This window comes from Klebsiella sp. BIGb0149 (genome assembly GCF_004362605.1).
Classification (GTDB): domain Bacteria; phylum Pseudomonadota; class Gammaproteobacteria; order Enterobacterales; family Enterobacteriaceae; genus Klebsiella; species Klebsiella terrigena.
The window spans coordinates 1312470-1332303 of the sequence record NZ_SNYG01000001.1; the positions used below are offsets into that span (position 1 = coordinate 1312470).

At 58.1% G+C, this 19834-nt stretch carries 15 protein-coding genes and 1 pseudogene; 7 read left to right on the forward strand and 9 right to left on the reverse strand.

Annotation, left to right across the window (positions count from 1 at the left end):
- The first annotated feature begins 12 nt into the window (after positions 1-12).
- From EDF75_RS06290 to EDF75_RS06310, 5 genes are all read left to right on the forward strand, one after another.
- Positions 13-732, forward strand: a complete 720-nt coding sequence (locus EDF75_RS06290) for an ABC transporter permease (protein ID WP_133597831.1) — start codon at positions 13-15, stop codon at positions 730-732.
- 9 nt (positions 733-741) lie between these two features.
- Complete coding sequence (locus EDF75_RS06295) at positions 742-1473, forward strand: ABC transporter permease (RefSeq protein WP_133597834.1); 732 nt, start codon at positions 742-744, stop codon at positions 1471-1473.
- Between the two features lies 1 nt (position 1474).
- Positions 1475-2269 carry an ABC transporter ATP-binding protein gene (locus EDF75_RS06300; protein WP_041145203.1) on the forward strand — a complete coding sequence of 265 codons (795 nt, stop codon included), beginning with the start codon at positions 1475-1477 and terminating at the stop codon, positions 2267-2269.
- The gene (locus tag EDF75_RS06305) at positions 2266-3768 is read left to right on the forward strand and encodes an HAL/PAL/TAL family ammonia-lyase (protein ID WP_133597836.1); all 1503 of its coding nucleotides are present in this window, start codon (positions 2266-2268) and stop codon (positions 3766-3768) included. The genes EDF75_RS06300 and EDF75_RS06305 overlap by 4 nt, the downstream gene beginning before the upstream one ends.
- Before the next feature lie 107 nt (positions 3769-3875).
- Complete coding sequence (locus EDF75_RS06310) at positions 3876-5252, forward strand: purine-cytosine permease family protein (RefSeq protein WP_166646142.1); 1377 nt, start codon at positions 3876-3878, stop codon at positions 5250-5252.
- Positions 5253-5323: 71 nt separating this feature from the next.
- Here EDF75_RS06310 and sapF read toward each other — a convergent pair whose 3' ends face one another.
- The 3 genes from sapF to sapC are packed head-to-tail and all read right to left on the reverse strand — an operon-like array spanning position 5324 to position 8017.
- Positions 5324-6133 carry a peptide ABC transporter ATP-binding protein SapF gene (sapF, locus tag EDF75_RS06315; RefSeq protein WP_045855076.1) on the reverse strand — a complete coding sequence of 270 codons (810 nt, stop codon included), beginning with the start codon at positions 6131-6133 and terminating at the stop codon, positions 5324-5326.
- A 1-nt stretch (position 6134) separates the two neighbouring features.
- Positions 6135-7127 (reverse strand): putrescine export ABC transporter ATP-binding protein SapD, encoded by a 993-nt coding sequence (gene sapD / locus EDF75_RS06320; RefSeq protein ID WP_041145206.1) that lies wholly within the window; start codon positions 7125-7127, stop codon positions 6135-6137.
- Positions 7127-8017 (reverse strand): putrescine export ABC transporter permease SapC, encoded by an 891-nt coding sequence (gene sapC, locus EDF75_RS06325; protein ID WP_045855078.1) that lies wholly within the window; start codon positions 8015-8017, stop codon positions 7127-7129. The genes sapD and sapC overlap by 1 nt, the downstream gene beginning before the upstream one ends.
- 139 nt (positions 8018-8156) lie before the next feature.
- Here sapC and EDF75_RS27495 point away from each other — a divergent pair.
- Together EDF75_RS27495 and EDF75_RS06335 are read left to right on the forward strand one after the other, a co-directional pair.
- Positions 8157-8432 (forward strand): annotated as a pseudogene (locus tag EDF75_RS27495) (Arm DNA-binding domain-containing protein); the annotation flags it as partial.
- Positions 8433-8767: 335 nt separating this feature from the next.
- On the forward strand, positions 8768-13492 hold the full coding sequence (locus EDF75_RS06335) for a flavodoxin domain-containing protein (RefSeq protein WP_463671422.1): 4725 nt from the start codon (positions 8768-8770) through the stop codon (positions 13490-13492).
- Positions 13493-13565: 73 nt separating this feature from the next.
- Here the strand turns inward: EDF75_RS06335 and sapB are convergent, their stop codons facing one another.
- The 6 genes from sapB to EDF75_RS06365 all read right to left on the reverse strand — a co-directional run bounded on the left by sapB (position 13566) and on the right by EDF75_RS06365 (position 19710).
- On the reverse strand, positions 13566-14531 hold the full coding sequence (gene sapB / locus EDF75_RS06340) for a putrescine export ABC transporter permease SapB (RefSeq protein ID WP_041145208.1): 966 nt from the start codon (positions 14529-14531) through the stop codon (positions 13566-13568).
- The gene (sapA, locus tag EDF75_RS06345) at positions 14528-16201 is read right to left on the reverse strand and encodes an ABC transporter substrate-binding protein SapA (RefSeq protein WP_133597842.1); all 1674 of its coding nucleotides are present in this window, start codon (positions 16199-16201) and stop codon (positions 14528-14530) included. Before sapA ends, sapB begins: the two co-directional genes overlap by 4 nt.
- A gap of 549 nt (positions 16202-16750) precedes the next feature.
- Positions 16751-18319: an EAL domain-containing protein gene (locus tag EDF75_RS06350; protein ID WP_133597844.1), complete on the reverse strand. Its 1569-nt coding sequence runs from the start codon at positions 18317-18319 to the stop codon at positions 16751-16753.
- 286 nt (positions 18320-18605) lie between these two features.
- A complete protein-coding gene (locus EDF75_RS06355) occupies positions 18606-18920 on the reverse strand; it encodes a PTS sugar transporter subunit IIB (protein WP_041145210.1) in 315 nt (104 codons plus the stop codon).
- A 153-nt stretch (positions 18921-19073) separates the two neighbouring features.
- A complete protein-coding gene (locus EDF75_RS06360; protein WP_041145211.1) occupies positions 19074-19271 on the reverse strand; it encodes a hypothetical protein in 198 nt (65 codons plus the stop codon).
- Between the two features lie 151 nt (positions 19272-19422).
- Positions 19423-19710, reverse strand: coding sequence for a hypothetical protein (locus EDF75_RS06365; RefSeq protein WP_132510743.1), 288 nt, complete (start codon positions 19708-19710; stop codon positions 19423-19425).
- Positions 19711-19834: the final 124 nt, after the last annotated feature.

Here is a 19834-nt window from a genome sequence, read left to right on the forward strand (position 1 = left end):
GCGAGGTTGAAGATGGTAAGTCTGCTGAGTTTTGATGAGAACGGCTGGGGGACGGTCATCCTTAGCGCAACTCTGACAACGCTTCTTTTGTCCCTCGCCGCGCTTGCGGTGGGGGCGGTAGTGGGGGGCATCATTGCCGCCGCAAAGCTGTCGCCCCGGGCGCCGGCCCGCTGGTTTGGCTCGGCCTATTCGGTGGTGTTTCGCGGCATCCCCGAACTGCTGGTTATCTACCTGTTCTATTTTGGCGGGTCGGGGCTGGTGTCGTGGGTCGGGCAGCTGTTTGGCGCCGATGGTTTTATTGAAATCCCGCCGTTCCTGATAGGTTCGCTGGCTATCGGCCTCATCTCCGCCTCCTACCAGGCCGAAGTTTATCGTGCGGCGCGTCTGGCGCTGACGCCGGGTGAGGTCGAGGCGGCGCTGGCCATCGGCATGCCGCGCTGGCGCATTTTCCAGCGGATTATGCTGCCGCAAATCGTGCGCTACTCGCTGCCGGGGCTGTCCAACGTCTGGCAAATGAGCCTGAAGGACTCGGCGCTGGTTTCGGTCACCGGGATCGCCGAGCTGATGCGCGCCAGCCAGATAGCCGCCGGATCTACCCGGGAATACTTCCTGTTCTACCTGATTGGCGGCGGTTGCTACCTGCTCCTGACGTTACTCTCTAACCGGGCATTTATTCGGGCGGAAATTCGTCTCAATCGGGCCTGGTCCCGCCGCGCGGCGGCTCAGGCCTAAGGAGAATCTATGTTTATCGACTTCGCCTTCCTCAGCGACACGTTTTTAAAACTCTGCGCCGCGCTGCCGGTAACGCTGGGGCTGTTTATCTGCTCGTTTGTCTGCGGCGGGGTACTGGCGCTGGGCGTGCTGGCACTGCGGATGAGCCGCTGGCCGCTGCTGAGCGGCTTTGCGAAAGGCTACATCCTGGTCTTTCGCGGCTCTCCGCTGCTGATTCAGCTGTTTCTGATCTACTACGGGCTGGGGCAGTTTGGCGTCATCCGCCACAGCTTTTTATGGCCGCTGCTGCGCGAGCCGTTCATCTGCGCGGTGCTGGCGCTGGCGCTGTGCACCGCGGCCTATACGGCCGAAATCCTGCGCGGGGCGCTGCTGGCGGTTCCCATCGGTCAGATTGAGGCCGGCCAGGCCTGCGGAATGTCGCGCTTCCTGCTGCTGCGCAGGATTGTCGCCCCGGTGATGCTGCGCTACGCGCTGCCGGCCTACTCCACCGAAGCGATCCTGCTGGTGAAATCGACGGCGCTGGCCAGCCTGGTCACGGTATGGGACGTCACCGGCGTGGCGCAGCAGATTATCCAACGAACCTACCGGACGATGGAGGTCTTCCTCTGCGCCGCGGCGATCTACCTGCTGCTTAACTTTATTATCGTGCAGCTTTATGCCCTGCTGGAGCGTCGCCTGACGCCGCACACCCGGCAAAACCCTGCCACCGTTTCACTCAAAACCGCCGCTAAAGGAGAATAGTATGCACGATTCCCGTCCCGTGACGCTGTCAGTCAGCGATATCCACAAATCCTTTGGCTCGCTCGAGGTGTTAAAGGGGATTTCTATCCAGGCGCAAAAAGGCGATGTGATTTCGATCCTTGGCGCCAGTGGTTCTGGAAAAAGCACGCTTCTACGCTGCATTAACCTGCTGGAAACGCCGGATGCGGGCGTGGTCAGCGTCGGCGGTGAAACCATCGAGATGAAGCATCATGCCCGCGGCCACCGCCTGGCGGCCAACCCGAAGCAGATTGAGCGCCTTCGCTCGCGGCTGGGGATGGTTTTTCAAAGCTTTAACCTGTGGTCGCATATGACGGTCCTGCAAAACGTTATCGAAGGCCCGCACTACGTTTTAAAACGCAGTAAGCAGGAGTGTATTGAGCAGGCGGAGCAGCTGCTCGATCGCGTTGGCATGCTGAACCGCAAGGACTTCTACCCGGCTCAGCTCTCCGGCGGGCAGCAGCAGCGGGTGGCCATCGCCCGCGCGCTGGCAATGGATCCGGAGGTGATGCTCTTCGATGAGCCGACCTCGGCGCTGGACCCGGAGCTGGTCGGTGAGGTGTTGAAAGTGATGCGCAGCCTGGCAGAAGAGGGGCGCACCATGCTGGTGGTGACCCATGAGCTAGGATTTGCCCGCCACGTCTCTAACCGCGTGGTGTTTATGCATCAGGGGACGATCGACTGCGACGGTCCGCCGGACGCGCTCTTTGGTTCACACGCATCGCCGCGTTTTCAGCAGTTTATTTCCAGCCACCACCAGCCGGGGCAGCCAGTATGAGCGAACGCGTGCTGTGGGGAGACGCCCCGTTATGCTGGCAGGACGTCGTGCGGGTAGCGCGAGAAAAAGCCGTGCTGGCGCTGAGCGACGGCGCCTGGCAGCGCATTGCCCAGGGCCGGACGATTGTTCAGCACATTATTGACTCCGGGCAGATAGCCTACGGCATTAATACCGGCCTGGGGGCGCTGTGCAACATCACGCTGCCCGAAGAGCAGCTCGGGCAGCTATCGCGCAATACCCTGCTCAGCCACGCCTGCGGCGTTGGCCCGCTGCTGGATGAAACGCACGCGCGCGCCATTATGTGCGCGGCGATAGCCAACTACAGCCACGGGAAGTCGGGGATTTCCTGCGCCATTGTTGAGCAGCTGCTCGCCTTTCTGAATCTGCAGATTACACCGCAGGTCCCGTCGCAAGGGTCGGTGGGCTACCTGACCCATATGGCGCATATCGGCCTGGCGCTGATGGGGATCGGCGACGTGAGCTGGCAGGGGCAGGTCGTTCCTGCCGCGCAGGCTCTGGCGCAGGCCGGGCTCGAGCCCATTGCGCCGGGAGCAAAAGAGGGGCTAAGCCTGGTCAACGGTACGCCCTGTATGACCGGCATGGCCTGCCTGGCGCTGGATGATGCCGCCCGGCTGCTGGACTGGGCCGATGTGACCGGTGCCATGAGTTTTGAAGCCCTGTGCGGGCAGGCGGTGGCCTTTGACGCCGAGATCCTCGCGCTGAAGGCCAGCCCGGGAATGCAGCACTGCGGCCTTCGCTTACGGCAGATGCTGGCGGACAGCCCGCTGCTGGCGGCCAGCCGGGGAGTGCGCACCCAGGATGCTCTGAGCCTGCGCTCTATGCCTCAGGTCCATGGCGCCTGTCGCGATCAGTTCGCGCACGCGATGGGGCAGGTCGACGTTGAGCTTAACGCCTGCACCGACAACCCGCTGATTCTCGGCACCCTCGACGGCTGGCGGGTGGTCTCTCAGGCGCATCCGCACGGTGAATCGGTGGCAATGGCCTGCGATTTACTGGCGATTGCGATGGCCGAGCTCGGCGCCATTGCCGAGCGGCGTCTGGATCGGCTGGTTAATCCGCTCGTCAGCGGCCTGCCGGCGTTTCTGGTGGCAAAGCCGGGGGTGAATTCAGGGATGATGATTGCGCAGTACGTCGCGGCCTCGCTGTGTGCGGAAAACAGGCAGCTGGCGCAGCCCGCGGTGCTCGATAACTTTGTCACCTCGGGTCTGCAGGAGGATCACCTGAGCCTCGGGACCGGCTCGGCGCTGAAGCTCCAGCGTCTGCTGAGCAACCTGTATCAAATTCTGGCGATTGAGTATTTGCTCGCCGCCCAGGCGCTGGAGTTCCATCCTGTCGACATGCTGGCGCGGGGCACCCGCCACGGCCTGGCGCTGCTGCGGCAAAGCGTGGCGACATGGGAAGACGATCGCTGGCTTGCCCCGGAAATCGCTAAAGCGGTCGCGACGATTAAAAAACAGCCGGCGAACTGGCTGGCATAGCGGGTCGGCGGCGAAAAACACAACGCAACAAGAAAATCGTTTACAGCGAGGAAACTATGTCTTCATTTTCTTCAACAGATGGACAGTCAAAAGGCAGTGAACAGGGCATACGGGAAACGCGCTCGATCGATTTTATCCCCGAAAGCGAGAGACATGGACATCCTTTCAGCCAGTTTACGCTGTGGTTTGGCGGCAACCTGCAGATTACCGCTATCGTTACCGGCGCGCTGGCCGTGGTGCTGGGCGGCGACGTGGTATGGTCGCTGATTGGCCTGCTGCTGGGGCAGGTCCTTGGGGCCGCGGTGATGTCGCTGCACGCCCTGCAGGGCCCGCGCCTGGGGCTGCCGCAGATGATCATCAGCCGCGCGCAGTTTGGTGTTTTTGGCGCGGTGGTTCCGCTGGTGCTGGTCTGCATTATGTACGTTGGCTTTTCCGCCAGCGGCACCGTCCTTGCCGGGCAGGCGATGGCAAGGCTGCTGTCGGTCTCCAACGTCACCGGCATGCTGCTGTTCAGCGCGATTATCATCGTCATTGCCGTGCTGGGCTATCGGGTGATCCATAAGCTGGGCAAAGTGGCGAGCATCGTCGGCGTGCTGGCGTTTGCCTATCTGTTTATTACGCTGCTGCTCTCCGCAGACCTGTCGACCATCGCGCAGAATAGCCATTTCTCCCTGCCGATGTTCCTGCTGGCCGTGTCGCTCTCATCGTCGTGGCAGATAGCCTTCTGCCCGTACGTTTCCGACTACTCGCGCTATTTGCCGAGCAACGTATCGGGTGCGAAAACCTTTTTCTGCGTCTTTAGCGGTACGGTGCTTGGCACCCAGGCGTCAATGACCCTGGGCGTGCTGACGGCGGCCATAGCCGGCAGCGCTTTCCCCGGGCATGAGGTGAGTTTTATCGTGGGATTAGGTAAAAGCCAGGTGATGGCGATGGTTATCTACTTTGCGATCTGCTTCGGCAAAATCACCTTCACGACGCTCAATGCCTACGGCAGCTTTATGTCGCTGAGCACCATCGTTTCCGGCTTTCGCAGCCAGACGTCGCTATCGCAGCGATCGCGTCTTATCTTCGTGGTTCTGATGGTGTCAATATCGTGCATTATCGCCCTGCTGAGCGAGCCGGCGTTTCTGAAGAACTTCACCCATTTCCTGCTGTTCCTGCTGGCGTTCTTCGTTCCGTGGAGCGCCATTAGCCTCACCGATTACTATCTTATCTCTGCCGGCGCCGTGGATATTCCCGCGCTGTCTGACCCGAAAAAACGCTACGGCTACTGGAATATTTACGCCATTATCATCTACGTGGTGGGGGTGCTTATCCAACTGCCGTTTATCGAGAACCCGCTGTTCCACGGCTCGTTGACGTGGATATTTGCCGATAACGACGTGTCGTGGATTATCGGCTGGTTCGCCACCGGGCTGCTGTACTACTCGCTGCGTCGCTTTGACCGGCGGGTGCTGCCGGCGCAAACCATACTTCCGGGCTGAGAACGCGCCTGCGGGCACCGCTAAGCAACAGGCCCGGGTAAGGCGCCGACCTTACCCGGGTGATTGAGGGACTATTTACCGTCTTTGCGCCACGCGTCGGCGGTTAGCGCTTCGCCAAAGTGGCCGGCGATCAGCCGCTTGGTCAGGTCATGCAGCGGCGACGCCAGCACGTCAGCGGTGCTGCCGCGCTCCACCACTTCCCCCTGATGCATCACCAGAACCTGATCGCTAATATGCTTCATCATGCCTAAATGCTGGGTAACGTAGATATATGAAATACCCTGTTTCTCCTGCAGCTCCAGCATCAGGTTGATCAGCTGTGAACGCATCGACATATCCAGCGACGCCAGCGCCTCATCGCAGACAATGACCTTAGGCCGCAGTATCAGCGCGCGCGCAAGGCCCAGACGCTGCTTTTGCCCCGGCGCCAGCATATGCGGGTAGTAGCTGACGTGGTCCGGCAGCAGGCCGACCATCCGCAGCGTCTCAATAATCTGCTTCTGCCGCGCCTCCGGCTCAAGCTCGGTGTTCAGACGCAGCGGAAAGTCGAGGATCTGCGAAATGCGCTGACGCGGGTTCAGCGAGGTTGACGGATCCTGGAAAATCATGCGGATACGCTGGCTGCGGAACGAGTAGTCGCCGAATGCCAGCGGGCGGTCGTCAATCAGCAGTTCGCCGGCGCTGGGTTCAATCATGCCGGCCAGCATTTTCGCCAGCGTGGATTTCCCCGAGCCGTTCTCGCCGATGATCGCCAGCGTCTGGCGCTCGCGCAGCGTAAAGCTCAGCGGCTTGACCGCTTCCACCGTCTGACGACGAAACCAGCCGGTACGATAGCGAAAGGTCTTACTCAGATTGCGGACTTCGAGCAACGTTTCGACCATTTCACTCTTTCTCCATGTTCAGCGGGAAATGACAGGCGTACAGATGCGCCCGCGCGCCGGTCAGCCGCGGGGCTTCGATGCATTTGCGCTGGGCGTAAGGGCAGCGCGGCCCGAGGCGGCAGCCGATCGGCAGCTGCTCCAGCAGCGGAATAGCCCCCGGCATGGTATTCAGGCGACTTTTGTGCGGCAGCGCGCTGCCAAAATCGGGGATCGCGCGGATTAACGCCTGGGTGTAGGGGTGATGGGGCGTGGTGACCAGCTCTTCGCTCGGCGCTGATTCCACGGTTTGCCCGCAGTACATGACGTTGATTCTGTTCGCCCATTTGCTCAGCATCTGCAGGTCGTGGCTGATCAGCAAAATAGTGGTGCTGTTGTTCTGATTCAGCCGCGTCAGCAGGCGGATAATTTGCGCCTGGGTGGTGGGTTCCATCGCGTTAGTCGGCTCATCGGCGATCAGCAGGCGCGGCTGGTTGGCAAGGGCGATGGCGATCATCACCTTCTGACACTCCCCGTCGGTTAACTCGTAGGGGAAGCTGCGCATTGCGTCTTTATGATCCTTGATACCCACGCGGTGCAGGAGCTCTATCGCCCGACGTTTACGCCAGCCGAGACGCTGCCACCAGCGGCCCTTAAAGGTCCAGCCGGGAATGTTCTGCATCAGCTGCTGGCCGATCCGTTCGGAAGGGTCGAGACAGGACTGCGGCTCCTGGAAGATCATCGACACGTTGTGGCCAATCAGCTTGCGGCGTTCGCGGCTGGAGAGGCGCAGCAGGTCAATATCGTCGAAGCGCATGCGGTCGGCGGTGACCCGCCAGTTGTCCTTAGTTACGCCGCATATCGCTTTGGCAATCAGGCTTTTACCGGAACCTGATTCCCCGACCAGCCCGCGAATTTCGCCCTCGTTGAGGGTCAGGCTGACGCGATCGACGGCTTTGACCCAGCCTTCGTTGGTTTTGAATTCAATGGTTAAATTGCGAATATCGAGCAGCGGCATTATTCCACCCCGGCGATAATTGCGCGGCGGATGCCGTCGCCCAGCAGGTTAACCAGCAGGACGCTAATCATAATGGCGGCGCCCGGCAGCATCACCGTCCACGGAGCCACGTAAATCAGCTCCAGCGCGTCGCCGAGCATCGCCCCCCACTCCGGAGAGGGAAGCTGCGCGCCGAGGTCGAGGAAGCCCAGAGCGGCAATATCGAGGATCGCCATCGACAGCGCGCGGGTAATCTCGGTCACCAGTCCGGAAGTGATATTGGGCAGGACCGCGAACCAGAGAATATTCAGCGTTGAGGCGCCGTCGAGCCGGGCGGCAATAACGTACTCTTTTTCAAGCTCGTCGTGCACCATGCTATAGACCGAACGCACGATGCGCGGCAGCAGCGCCAGCCAGACGGCGAACATGGCGTGGCTCAGATGCGGTCCGGCAAAGGCGACGACGATAATCGCCAGCAGCAGCGACGGAATCGACAGCAGGGTATCGAGGACGTGGTTCAACATCGCCGACAGCAGGCCGTGGGTCGAACCGGCAATCACGCCGAGCACCAGGCCAAACAGCGAGGCGCCGAAGGTGACGACGAACGCGCCGCCGACGGTGGGCGCCGCGCCGCTCAGCAGACGGCTCAGGACGTCGCGGCCGAGATCGTCGGTACCGAGGAAGAACGACACCTCGCCGTAGCGCGACCATGAGGGCGGCAGCAGCTGATAGCCGAGGAACTGCTGATCGATGCCGTAAGGGGCAAACCAGCCGCCAAAAACGCACAGCAGAATCAGCCCGGCGCAGCCGTACAGGCCGATCATGGCGCTGGTGTCGCCGTAGAATTTGCGCCACACGGTGCGCAGCGCTCCGGGGGGGCGCTTCTCCAGGTACACGCTATCGTAAGGCATATGAATCCGTTTTAATCTTGTTAGTCATGCTGTATGTCTTTTTTAAGTTTCCGCTAGTATCAATGCCTTGCCGACAGTTAATGCGCTAATCTTGCGCACTTATTTGACGGTTATCACGCTGTGCAAAAAGCGTACGCAGCTGCGTATCTCTTCTCCCGGAGTGTCCCCATTGCTCACCGACGCAAAATTAAGAACTGCCCCTGGCAAAAAAGACAAAATCGAGGTCATTTCAGAGGCTCAGGGTCTGAATGTCAGGCTGTCTATATCCGGCAGTATAACATTCTTTTACCGCGACAGAGGGAACGGGAAAGCCGCTCAGCCGCCGACTGGCGATAATCCGACCGTATCATTATTTCATGCCCCGGAGCACAGGGCGGCGTTCAGGGTAGGGCTGAGCGGAGGGTTTGCACCACGATAGCGGTCTCGCGCAACCGCACTAAATCAGGACAGATATCCATTCCGTTGCCGCTCTTTGGTGCAAGCCTCTCTGTCCGGCTGCCAATATCGTTGCTATGTACGTAGAAATATAACGATGGCACCGTTCTTGCTTTATACCCTTCACGATCGCAATAAAAACCTGAATCACTCCCAACGAAGGGGGTGATTCAGGCTGGACAACGGCGCCCATACTTCCCCACATCGATTGATACCGGTGTTCAGGGAGGAATGGGCGCTTTTTTTATCGTTTGAGCAATGACCGTCAAAGGTCTTTCTGCCCGACAAGATCACAACCATTCAGGAGCGACTGGCATGAACACCGAGCCCGCTATAGCAGTGAAAACCGTTTGCCCCTACTGCGGAGTGGGCTGTGGCATGGCCCTCGAGGTTCAGGGGGAAAAGGTCATCAAGGTGTCAGGCAGCAAAACGCATCCTACGAACTTTGGTCGCTTATGCACAAAAGGCTCCACCAGCGCCCAGGCTCTCCGCGATTCCGGGCGAATGGAGTCCGCATTCCTGAGGCACGACCGCAAGGACGATCCGATCCAAACGGCGATGGATGCCGCCATAAAAGAGACCGCCGGGCGCCTCAGGGAAATCCTGAATAAAGAGGGCCCTGATGCCATTTCCCTTTATGTTTCAGGGCAGATGTCGCTGGAAGCGCAGTATCTGGCCAACAAGCTGTGCAAGGGCTATATCGGAACCAACCAGATTGAGTCGAACTCCCGGCTCTGCATGGCCAGCGCAGGCAGCGGCTACAAACTCTCTCTGGGTTCAGATGGCCCCCCGGGCTCCTATCAGGATTTTGACCAGGCCGAGGCGTTTTTTGTCATTGGTGCCAACATGGCCGATTGCCACCCGATTCTCTTTCTCCGGATGATGGATCGGGTCAAAGCCGGTGCGAAGCTGATCGTGGTTGACCCCAGGCGCACCGCGACGGCGGATAAAGCCCATTTATTTATGCAGATAAAGCCCGGGACCGACCTTGCGCTGCTTAACGGACTGCTGCATTTGCTGCACGCCGCCGGTCATACCGATCCTGAATTTATCATGCAGTACACCGAAGGCTGGGAGGCCATGCCTGAGTTTTTAGCGGACTATCCCCCGGATAAAGTCAGCGCTGTAACCGGTATTCCCGAGAGCGATATTCGCCGTGCGGCACAGATTTTAGGGGAAGCCAAATCCTGGATGAGCTGCTGGACAATGGGGCTAAATCAAAGCACCCACGGTACCTGGAACACCAATGCCATCTGTAATCTACACCTCGCTACCGGCGCCATTTGTCAACCCGGCAGCGGGCCATTTTCGCTGACGGGCCAGCCGAATGCGATGGGCGGGCGGGAAATGGGGTATATGGGCCCCGGTCTGCCGGGCCAGCGTACGGTACTGGTCGAAGAGGAGCGACATTTTGTCGAGGCGATCTGGGGCATTCCGCGTGGAACCCTGCACACCCGCCTGGTCGGCGGAACGGTGGCCATGTTTGAACGCATGATGGCCGGTGATATCAAAGCCTGCTGGATAATTTGCACCAATCCCGTGGCAACGGTACCCAACCGCAAGAATGTGATTGCCGGCCTACGAAAGGCCGAACTGGTTATTACTCAGGATGCGTTTCTGGACACCGAAACGAATCGTTATGCCGACATTTTACTTCCCGCAGCGCTCTGGGCCGAGGCGGAAGGCGTGATGATCAATTCAGAACGTAACCTCACGCTGATGCAAAAAGCCGTTCCGCCTCCCGGGCAGGCCTTACCCGACTGGCTGATTATCGCCCGCGTTGCCTGTGAAATGGGTTTTGCTGACGCCTTCAGCTATACCTGCGCCGAAGAGGTGTTCGAGGAAATTAAACGATTCTGGAATCCCGGGACCGGCTATGACATCCGCGGCGCAAGCTACGACCGGCTGCGCGAAACGCCCTTACAGTGGCCCTGCCCACCGAACGATGGAGCAGATCGCCATCCTGTTCGCTACCTCAATGAGGGGATCAGCCAAAAACTCAAGGTCAGGGAGGACGGTAGCCAACCCAAAATCGCCTTCGCCACGGCGAGCGGGAGGGGCGTATTCTTCCCTCGTCCTTACGGTAACCCGGCGGAGATGCCCGATGTGGACTTTCCGTTCGTGCTGAACACCGGCCGCCTTCAGCATCAGTGGCACACGATGACCAAAACGGGGAAGATCCCCACGCTGGTCAAACTCAATCCCGGCCCCTTTGTTGAAATCCACCCGGAAGACGCGGCCGCGTTAGGCGTCAGGGATAAAGATCGCATTGAGATCCGCTCCCGTCGGGGGCGGGCAATATTACCCGCGGTTGTGACAGATCGCGTCCGCGCCGGGAACTGCTTTGCGCCCTTCCACTGGAATGACGCCTACGGCGAAAATCTCGCCATTAATGCCGTCACCAGCGACGCCATCGATCCCCTGTCACAGCAGCCTGAATTCAAATACAGCGCCGTTGCGCTCATCCGCCTTGAGTCCGAACCTGATGCGAGCGTCTCTCAGCCTGCAGGCGACGCCACGCCACAAGGTACCGTTGCGGCCATGGCCGATATGCTGAGTGAAGGTACCGATCCTGCCGCCATTTCTGCAAGAGAGCACCATATTATGCAAATCAACACCCTGGCCCGACTACTTAACATTGACAGCGCTCCGGTTCCGGTGCTCGAACCCCACGAACAGCTGTATCTGCAGGGATTCCTCACGGGCCTGCGCAGTGGCGAACAGGAGCAAAAGGGGGGCGTTGTGCCATCCTTACCGCTGACGGCGCCGCTTACCCCCGCCAAACGCATGCTGATAGACGGCATTCTGGCCGGGCTATTTTCCCGCACCTGGCTTCCCGGCGCAGGTGTGGATACCCCGCTCCTGGCCGCGGGCCATTCGCCAGCTTCCCTTTTACCCGCGACCCCGGCGGAAACCGATCTTACCGTCATCACCGTGCTGTGGGCTTCTCAGACCGGCAATTCAGAAACTTTTGCTGCCCAGTGCGCTGAACGTCTCAAGGGAGAGGGGCGTTTGGTCAGGCTGACCTGCATGGATGCTTGTCGAGTAGACGATCTTCCGCCGCGGGGATATCTGTTATTCGTAACCAGTACGTTCGGTGACGGAGACCCGCCCGATAGCGGCGCGGCGTTCTGGCAGGCGCTGGGAAGCTGTAACGCCGGCAGGTTTAAAGACATCTCTTACTCTGTTCTGGCCTTCGGCGATTCAAGCTACGACCAGTTCTGCGGTTTTGGCCGCAAACTTGATACCCGCATGGCAGAACTGGGGGGACGACGCCTCGCCGCAAGGGTCGACTGCGAACCTGATTACCAGCAGGCGGCCAACGCCTGGCTTGCCGCAGTAGACCAGGCGCTGGCCGCGCCGGCCGCAGAATCCACCAGAAAACTCACGATACTGTGGGCCTCACAGACGGGCAATGCTGAAGGCTACGCCAGCGAGTGCGTAACTCAGTTTGAAAGCGATGGCTGGGAGGTTAAGCTGCACAGCATGGACGCCTGCGGGCTGGAGCAGATCCCGGCGAATTCCCCCCTTCTTCTGTTAACCAGCACCTTTGGCGATGGCGATCCGCCGGACAACGCCATCTCGTTCTGGCAGGCGCTGGCATCCGATGCGGCATCCCGGCTGAAGTCCAACCCGTACGCCGTGCTTGCTTTTGGCGATTCAAGCTATGACCAGTTCTGTGGCTTCGGGCGTAGGCTCGATGAAAGGCTGGAGGCGTTAGGCGCGCCGCGGCTTACGGCCCGCGTCGATTGCGAACCTGATTATCAGGTTCGCGCATCCGGCTGGACGATGACGGTGCGGGACGCGCTAAGGTCATTTTCCCAGGCCCCGCGGCCCCTGCCAGCCGGCGGCGTGCTGGCAACGTCAGGCAACGATAACGGCATATTAAGCGACCGGCCCGTACAGCAGGTCGTTCAATCCCCGTACGGCAGGCTGAATCCTCTACGCGCTCGCCTTTTGCAAAATCGGGAGCTCAATACGACAGGATCCGCTAAAGAGACGCGCCAGTTTGTTTTCGATCTCAAGGGATCGGGCCTGAGCTATGAGGCCGGGGATGCCCTGGGCGTATGGCCAACGAATTGCCCTGGTCTGGTGGAGGAGATGCTCACCGCGATGAATATTTCCGCATCAGCGACCGTTGCAGTAAAGGACCTGGGAGAGATGTCGGTGATGGAGGCGATGTTGCACCACCATGAAATAGCAAAGCTGACGCCCGATATCCTGGGGTTTATCCGGGATCGCTCAGGCAGCCAGGAGCTGACGGAGCTGCTTAAACCTGAACGCGCGCCGGACCTTAAACAATGGCTGTGGGGGAAACAGATTGTCGATCTTGTGCAAGCGTTTCCCGTTCAGGCTACGGCTCAGGAATGGATGACGACGCTCCGACGATTACAGCCCAGGCTGTATTCGATCTCTTCCAGCCCAAAGGTACAGACCAATGAAGTTCATTTGACCGTTTCAACCGTCCGCTACGACTATAGAGGCAGGCGCCGGGGAGGGGTCTGCTCGACGTTTTTGGCCGATCGGGCGGCAGACGTCGAAATACCGATTTTCGTCCAGAAGTCAGCGCATTTTCACCCTCCGTCAGGCAAGGATACTCCCATGATAATGGTTGGGCCTGGAACCGGAGTTGCGCCGTTTCGCGGCTTTCTGCACGAACGCCGCGCGCGGGGAGATAGCGGCCGCAACTGGCTGTTCTTCGGTGAGCAGCATGCCGAAACCGATTTCTATTATCGCGATGAGCTGCTGGCAATGCGCGAGGAGGGCTTTCTCAGCCAGCTCAGCCTGGCCTTTTCCCGGGATCAGGAGAAAAAAATTTATGTTCAGGATCGTCTCCGTGAACAGGGCGCGCAGCTCTGGTCCTGGCTACAGGAGGGGGCGCACTTCTATGTCTGCGGTGATGCCAGCCGGATGGCCAAAGATGTGGATACCGTTCTCAGGGAAGTCGTTCAGGAGCATGGCGGTCTGAGCGCCGATGCGGCAAGTGATTATGTGGTCCAGATGTCAAAGGAGAAGCGCTACGTCCGGGATGTTTATTAAATAAAGACGGGCTCCGGCAGCCGCTATCAAACAATGGACTGCCGGAGCGAAGAATTGGTTTTATTTATCATCGCTATCGTAAGGCATACCATTCTTTATGTTTCAGCGGGTTAGCCATAGCTCCCAGAATATCAGATAGCACGTTCACGGTAATGACCAGCGCGCCGATAACCATTACGCCCGCCGAAATGGCGGCGTAATCCTGCTGACGGATAGCGTTGATCAGCCAGCGGCCCAGCCCCGGCCAGCTGAAGACCATTTCGGTGATCATCGCCAGCGTCAGCATGGTGGCAAACTGCAGCCCCAGGCGCGGAATAACCGGCGGCAGGGCGTTATGCAGCACGTGACGGTGTAGAATCGTCCGCCGCGAAACCCCGCGGGTGGCGGCGGCCTTCACGTAGTTAGTGTCGTACACTTCGCTGGTGCTGATGCGCATCAGGCGAATCACTTCGGTGGTTGGCGCCACGGCCAGGGTCAGAACCGGCAGCACCATATGGCGTGCGGCGCTGACGATCATTTCATGACGCCACGGCGAATCGGACAGCCAGGCGTCGATCAGCGCAAACCCGGTCACCGTTTTGACCTCGTAGAGCAGATCGAAACGCCCGGAGACCGGGAACCAGCCCAGCGTCAGGGAGAAGAACAGCGTCAGCAGCAGCGCCAGCCAGAAAACGGGAATCGAAAAGCCGAGCAGCGCCAGGGCGCTAATCAGGGTGTCGGGCCACTTGTTACGCATAATGCCGGCCAGCATACCGACGGGGATCCCCACCAGCAGGGCAAAGCCAAAGGCGAGAATGCACAGCTCCATGGTGGCCGGGAAGACCTCTTTCAGCTGCTGTGAAATCAGCTGTCCATTGATGCTGGAGACCCCGAAATCCCAGTGCAGCAGCCCGGTGAACCAGAACTGCCAGGCGTTCCACAGCGACGCGCCCTGTAGCGGAGCGTGCGGCGTAAAGTAGCTCAGGCTGAAGCCGACGAAGGTCAGAAAAAAGAGCGTGACCAGCAGTAACAGCAGGCGCCGCAGGGTAAAAATGATCATGGTTTTTTCACCTCATCTTTTTTGACGTCGTCTTTTTGCACATCGTCTTTTTTCTCCCGCGAAACGCCGGCAAAGGAGGCGTTACCAAACGGGCTCAGGATCAAACCTTTCATATCATAGCGGTAGGCCTGTAAACGCAGCGATGAGGCGAGCGGCAGCACCGGCAGCTCGCGGGCGAGAATATGCTGCGCCTCCTTATAGGCCTCAATGCGCGAAGCCAGCTGCTGGGAGGTTAACGCCTTTTGCAGCACCTCGTCGAACTCGCGGTTGCACCAGTGGGCGAAGTTGGTCTGCGAGGCAATGGCCGCGCAGCTCAGCAGCGGGCGGAAAAAGCTGTCCGGGTCGTTACTGTCCGTTGCCCAGCCGGAAAGGGTCAGGTCGTGGTTCATATCCATCAGCCTCGCCTCCTGAAAACGGCCCTCAACCGGCACAATGATCACCTTCACGCCGATCTGCGCCATATCGGCCTGAATCAGCTCGGCGGTTTTCAGCGGGCTGGGGTTCCAGGCCTGCGAGCTGGTGGGCACCCACAGCCGAAGCGTAAGGTTTTCCAGCCCCAGCGCTTTGAGCTGGGCGCGGGCGGCGGTCGGGTTGTACTCGGTTATCTTCGCTTCGTTATCGTAGGCCCAGGAGGCGCGGGGCAGCATCGATGCGGCGGTTTCCGCGGTGCCGTAATAGATAGATTGCATCAGACGCTGGTTATTGATTGCCAGCGCCAGGGCGTGGCGAACCTGCGGATTATCCAGCGGCGGCTTGGCGGTATTGAACGCCAGCCAGGCGATATTCATCCCCGGACGCAGGGTCAGGCGCAGGCGCGGGTCGTCGCGCAGGATGGTCAGCTGGCTGGCTGCGGGCCAGGCCAGCACGTCGCACTCGCCGGTCAGCAGCTTCGACAGGCGCCCGGTGCCGCCGGAGCCCAGATCGACCACCACCTGCGGCATCAGCGGTTTGCCGCGCCAGTAGCCGGGGTGACGCTGCAGGCGAACGTACTGGCCCGAGCGATACTCTTCCAGCTGGAACGGGCCGGTGCCCACCGGCTGGCGGTCGAGCTGCTCCTGACGATCGCTTTTGGTTAGCTGGTCGGCATACTCTGCGGACATAACGGATGCGTAGTGGGTCGCCAGGTGCCAGAGGAACGAGGCGTCCGGGCGCTTCAGGCGGAATTCGACGGTCTGGTTATCGAGCTTGCGTAAGCTCTCCACGCTGTCGGCGAACTGCAGGCTGTCGAAATAGGGGAAGCTGCTGCCGTTAACGTTGTGCCACGGATGGTCGCGATTAAAAATACGGCTGAAGGTGAAAATAACGTCGTCGGCATTAAAGGCGCGGCCGGGCTTAAACCACGACGTCGTCTGGAAAGGCACGTGGCTGCGCAGATGGAAGCGGTAGGTGGCGCCGTTGTCCAGCACCTCCCAGCTTTCGGCAAGCTCGGGCACCAGACGGTAGGTATAAGGGTCAACGTCGAGCAGACGATCGTAGAGCTGAGCGGCCAGGGTATCGACAATCAGGCCGCTGCTGACTTTCTGCGGGTTAAAGGTATTAACCTGGCCGCTAACGCAGTAGACAAAGCCGCTATCGCGAATATCGGCGTGAGCGGGCAGCGCGGGGGCGGCAACGGCCTGCCCGCACAGCATCGATACGGCTGCCAGTAGAGAGCATAGTTTCAGGCGCATAGTGGTTTTATGATTCCAGAGCAGCGCTCTGTCTTATTAATAGTCAATGACATTTCTCATCCCCTTTATCGTCCTGAGACGTCGTTAGCCGCGGTGCCTGGCGGTGAACCGCTCAACGCTCTGGCCCGATCCTGACCGCGCCGGGTTTCACCTTGAGTATATCCCGTAAACCACCCAGGCATTCTCATTCCGGGGCAGGACGACGATAAAAAAGGGTTCAGCATCAGCAGCAAAGCGCCCGGCAGGCGGACGTGCGCCAGGCCAGATAAGGCGACCGGATTCATCTTTCGCTCTGTTGCGGGCCAGCTACGGGTCAAAAGGCAGAGGGCTGGCGTATTTTTGGACACATTCAGATTCTTTAAATTTTCATGCACGGCACGGCGGGTCATCCGCCCTGGTTGCGCCAGCGGCAAATGCCGCAAAATATAAGGCGCTTGAGTTTGGGTGCGCCGGGCGCAGCCTTGTCAGGTGAGACATGGTATCTTTTTCTGGCTAACTTCTCCAGTTAGCAACGACTTAGGGCTTTGATGACCGGCCGCCGGCGGGACGTTATGGCGGCGGATCCTTGGCTGCCGGATTGCTGGCAGCTAAGAGATATTTCTTCAGCTCGCCGGCGCTCATGGGTTTGGCGTAATACCATCCCTGAACGTTGGCCTGCGGTATTCGCTGTTCAAGAAAGCGTTTCTGATGCTCTTTTTCTACGCCCTCAAAGATAACCTGATTGTGCATATTGCTAAGCAGCGTGATGATGTTATTGAGCAGGGCGGAATTAATTGAGTCCGTACCAATTGACTCCGTAATGGTGCGATCGACTTTTATTTTATCCACCGCCAGTTTTGATAACCAGTCGAGGTTGGAATAACCGGTGCCAAAGTCGTCAAGCGCAATCTGATAGCCTGCAGCGCGGAAGCGGGCAATTTTCTCACCGAGGCTGGCAAGGTTTGCCGTCTGCCTCTCGGTTAACTCGAGGGCGATCAGCTGCGGCGGAATATTAAACTTGTTGCTGACGGTATCGAGATGGTCTTTAAAGGTTTTAGAGAACAGATCGGAGGAACTGACGTTAATACTCAGGTATATTTTGTGGTTATTTATAACGTCATGCAGCTCATTAATTGATTTTTTGACAACGTAGCTGCTGATTTGGTTAATCACCCCGCGCTTCTCCGCCAGGGGAATAAACACGTCCGGGGGAATAACGCCCAGCTCATTATCTTTCCAGCGTATTAGCGCTTCAACGCCCACCGTTTCTCCGCGCTCCAGCGAGACGATCGGCTGATAGACGATGCTGAACCGATCGTTACGTAGCGCGTACTGGAGCCGGGTGAGGATCGAGCTTTTTTTACGGATGTAGAGGTTGATGCTGATCGAGAGCAGGACGCCAATCAGCGTCGAGAGTATGAGCGCGGCGGCCTTTATTGCCCAGGGGATATCTTTAATACCGTGCAGGGACATGCCGGAGACCACGCAAAGGTCGTACTCCCTGCTGCAGGCTCTGGATAAGGCGTATTTTTTATAACGCTCGCCGCCGTGTTCGGTGTCATACACCGCTGCGGTCTCGTTGCCGATAAAAAAGATATGCTGGCTGCGATCGTAGTTACCCACGATGGCGCTGACGCTTTTGTTTTCCGGATCAGAGGTGAAGCGATTGAAGATGAACGGAGAAACGGTGATGGCGAGGTTGCCTTTGGCATAAATGCTGGCTTTGAACTCCTGATTTATCGCTTTATCGAGATACCACGTTCCGCCGCGATAGATAATATCGGCAGGCGTGTTGGTAATATTTTCTGCCGGCGAGAAGGTTCCCCACAGCGCCGAACAGCGCATGCTTTTGCCGTCGATATAGGCAATATCTTTCAGCAGCGATTTAGACCATAAAAGCGCCCGGATGCTGCTTAGATAATCTGCTGAGCAGGGCCGGTTTGGCGATATTCGATCCGCGTCAGCATAAACTTCATCGATTTGTTTTATGACTAAAATAGTTCTGGTTAATATGTTTTTAGAATATTGTTCGGTTTTATTTTTGTCGAAAGTATAAAGCGCCATTTTTGCGCAAAGATAGCCAATAAATAAACAAGAGACAGTGCACATAATGGCGATCTTTTTTTCTTTTATGCTCATTTTTTCACCGCGCGATGTTGTGCCAGCTTCCCTGAAATATGCGGCAGGCGCTATGAGTATAATTGCCAATAGCGGCGAAAGGTACCTCCCTTTTTATCAGGGGCACGCGGCGGGTATCGGGTTGTATAGGCCAGGTGACGAGCGAGGTCCTGTGCCAGACAGGTTGGCGAGCAGGGAAGGCGCGAGGTTATGCCGAACGCACAAAGCGTGATGGGGACTAAATCGGTGCGGATCGCATATCCACTGCCAATCCGCACGGCGTCGCGTACATAAGGCTACGGCAATATTAGAAAAGTGATTGTGGCATATGGGCGATGGCAAACTTCAGCACCTTTTCGCCATCGAAAGATGCATAAGGTAAGCTCTCGATAACGGCAATCTCCTGATGATGGTTCAGCGCGTGGGTGAATTCATTTATTTTATATTGAATGTGAGGCGCGACCAGCACGCAGTCATACGCGGGGGCCACGCTCGGGTAGTTCTCAATACCCACGGCGCTAATTAACAGATCCAGATCCTGCGCATCGGCTATTTTTTGCATTCTTTTCGCTAAAATACCGGCGGTTTCACCAAACAAGCAACATATCAGTAACTTTTTCACGGTTTAACCCTCTATGAAGTCCCGTGTTTACCTTATTACGCTGTTGGCGGTGAAAATGCGTTAGCCATCAATTTTTTGGCTAACGCTTACTCACTTTTCTGGATCCCGCAGATTGCGCCGCACGGAGGCTAAAAATGGCGCAGGTTGGCTCATTCAGGAAGCGACTTTCTTACGTGAAACCACGAAACGATCGTCGTTGCGGGTGAGTTTGGTTCCGTTTGTGCAATATTCCATAGCAAAGTTAAAAAACGCATCAGAGTCGAGCTCAAAATCAAGCTCGATCTTAATGGGTTCACCGGACTTCAGGAGCGCTTCTGCTTGTTCTAAACTGCTGGCTTTAATGATTCCCACAACTGCACCTCGTCTTAGCTTTGGTGGCGTCCGAGCCCTGTTATACACCCTTAAGCTTACAAACATACGACAATCGCCTTTTTTATTTGTCTTTTTTTTAGGCGATTATCGCCGGCAGGCGCAAGGTCAGAGGGCGGTTAAAAGGGCGGGGTCAGTCCAGCGGCAGCAGCCGATTATAGCGTCCGATATAGTCTTTAGGGGTGATTTCTAACTCGGCGCCGTCGTGATGAACGGCGACAAAGGTGCGCAGCACCAGTCCGCTTCTTTTCTCGGTAATTTCCCAGCCCTGCAGGTGATAGGCGTCGCGGGTTGAGCGAATACACAGATCCGAAAAAATCATCATCACCGAGAGCGCCGGCGAGCGATGGCTTTTCATCGTATGGGTCAAGCTGACATGCGCCGCATAGCGACTAAGAGTATGAATGTTAACCGGAATCATGTGCGTTTTCAGTCCATTGAAAGATGATAGCGCAGATGATAATTCACATTAGCACATCTTACCAGTTACAAATCTTTAACCGCGCCGCTTAGCCCTCCGGGAGCGAACGCGCTCCGGCGGCCGG

Coding starts and splice junctions, on each gene's coding strand:
- sapF (WP_045855076.1), bottom strand. CDS start 6,133: ATGGTCGAAACGTTGCTCGAAGTCCGCAATCTGAGTAAGACCTTTCGC.
- EDF75_RS06350 (WP_133597844.1), bottom strand. CDS start 18,319: ATGAGCATAAAAGAAAAAAAGATCGCCATTATGTGCACTGTCTCTTGT.
- EDF75_RS06305 (WP_133597836.1), top strand. CDS start 2,266: ATGAGCGAACGCGTGCTGTGGGGAGACGCCCCGTTATGCTGGCAGGAC.
- sapC (WP_045855078.1), bottom strand. CDS start 8,017: ATGCCTTACGATAGCGTGTACCTGGAGAAGCGCCCCCCCGGAGCGCTG.
- EDF75_RS06300 (WP_041145203.1), top strand. CDS start 1,475: ATGCACGATTCCCGTCCCGTGACGCTGTCAGTCAGCGATATCCACAAA.
- EDF75_RS06365 (WP_132510743.1), bottom strand. CDS start 19,710: ATGATTCCGGTTAACATTCATACTCTTAGTCGCTATGCGGCGCATGTC.
- EDF75_RS06290 (WP_133597831.1), top strand. CDS start 13: ATGGTAAGTCTGCTGAGTTTTGATGAGAACGGCTGGGGGACGGTCATC.
- sapB (WP_041145208.1), bottom strand. CDS start 14,531: ATGATCATTTTTACCCTGCGGCGCCTGCTGTTACTGCTGGTCACGCTC.
- sapD (WP_041145206.1), bottom strand. CDS start 7,127: ATGCCGCTGCTCGATATTCGCAATTTAACCATTGAATTCAAAACCAAC.
- sapA (WP_133597842.1), bottom strand. CDS start 16,201: ATGCGCCTGAAACTATGCTCTCTACTGGCAGCCGTATCGATGCTGTGC.
- EDF75_RS06295 (WP_133597834.1), top strand. CDS start 742: ATGTTTATCGACTTCGCCTTCCTCAGCGACACGTTTTTAAAACTCTGC.
- EDF75_RS06335 (WP_463671422.1), top strand. CDS start 8,768: ATGAACACCGAGCCCGCTATAGCAGTGAAAACCGTTTGCCCCTACTGC.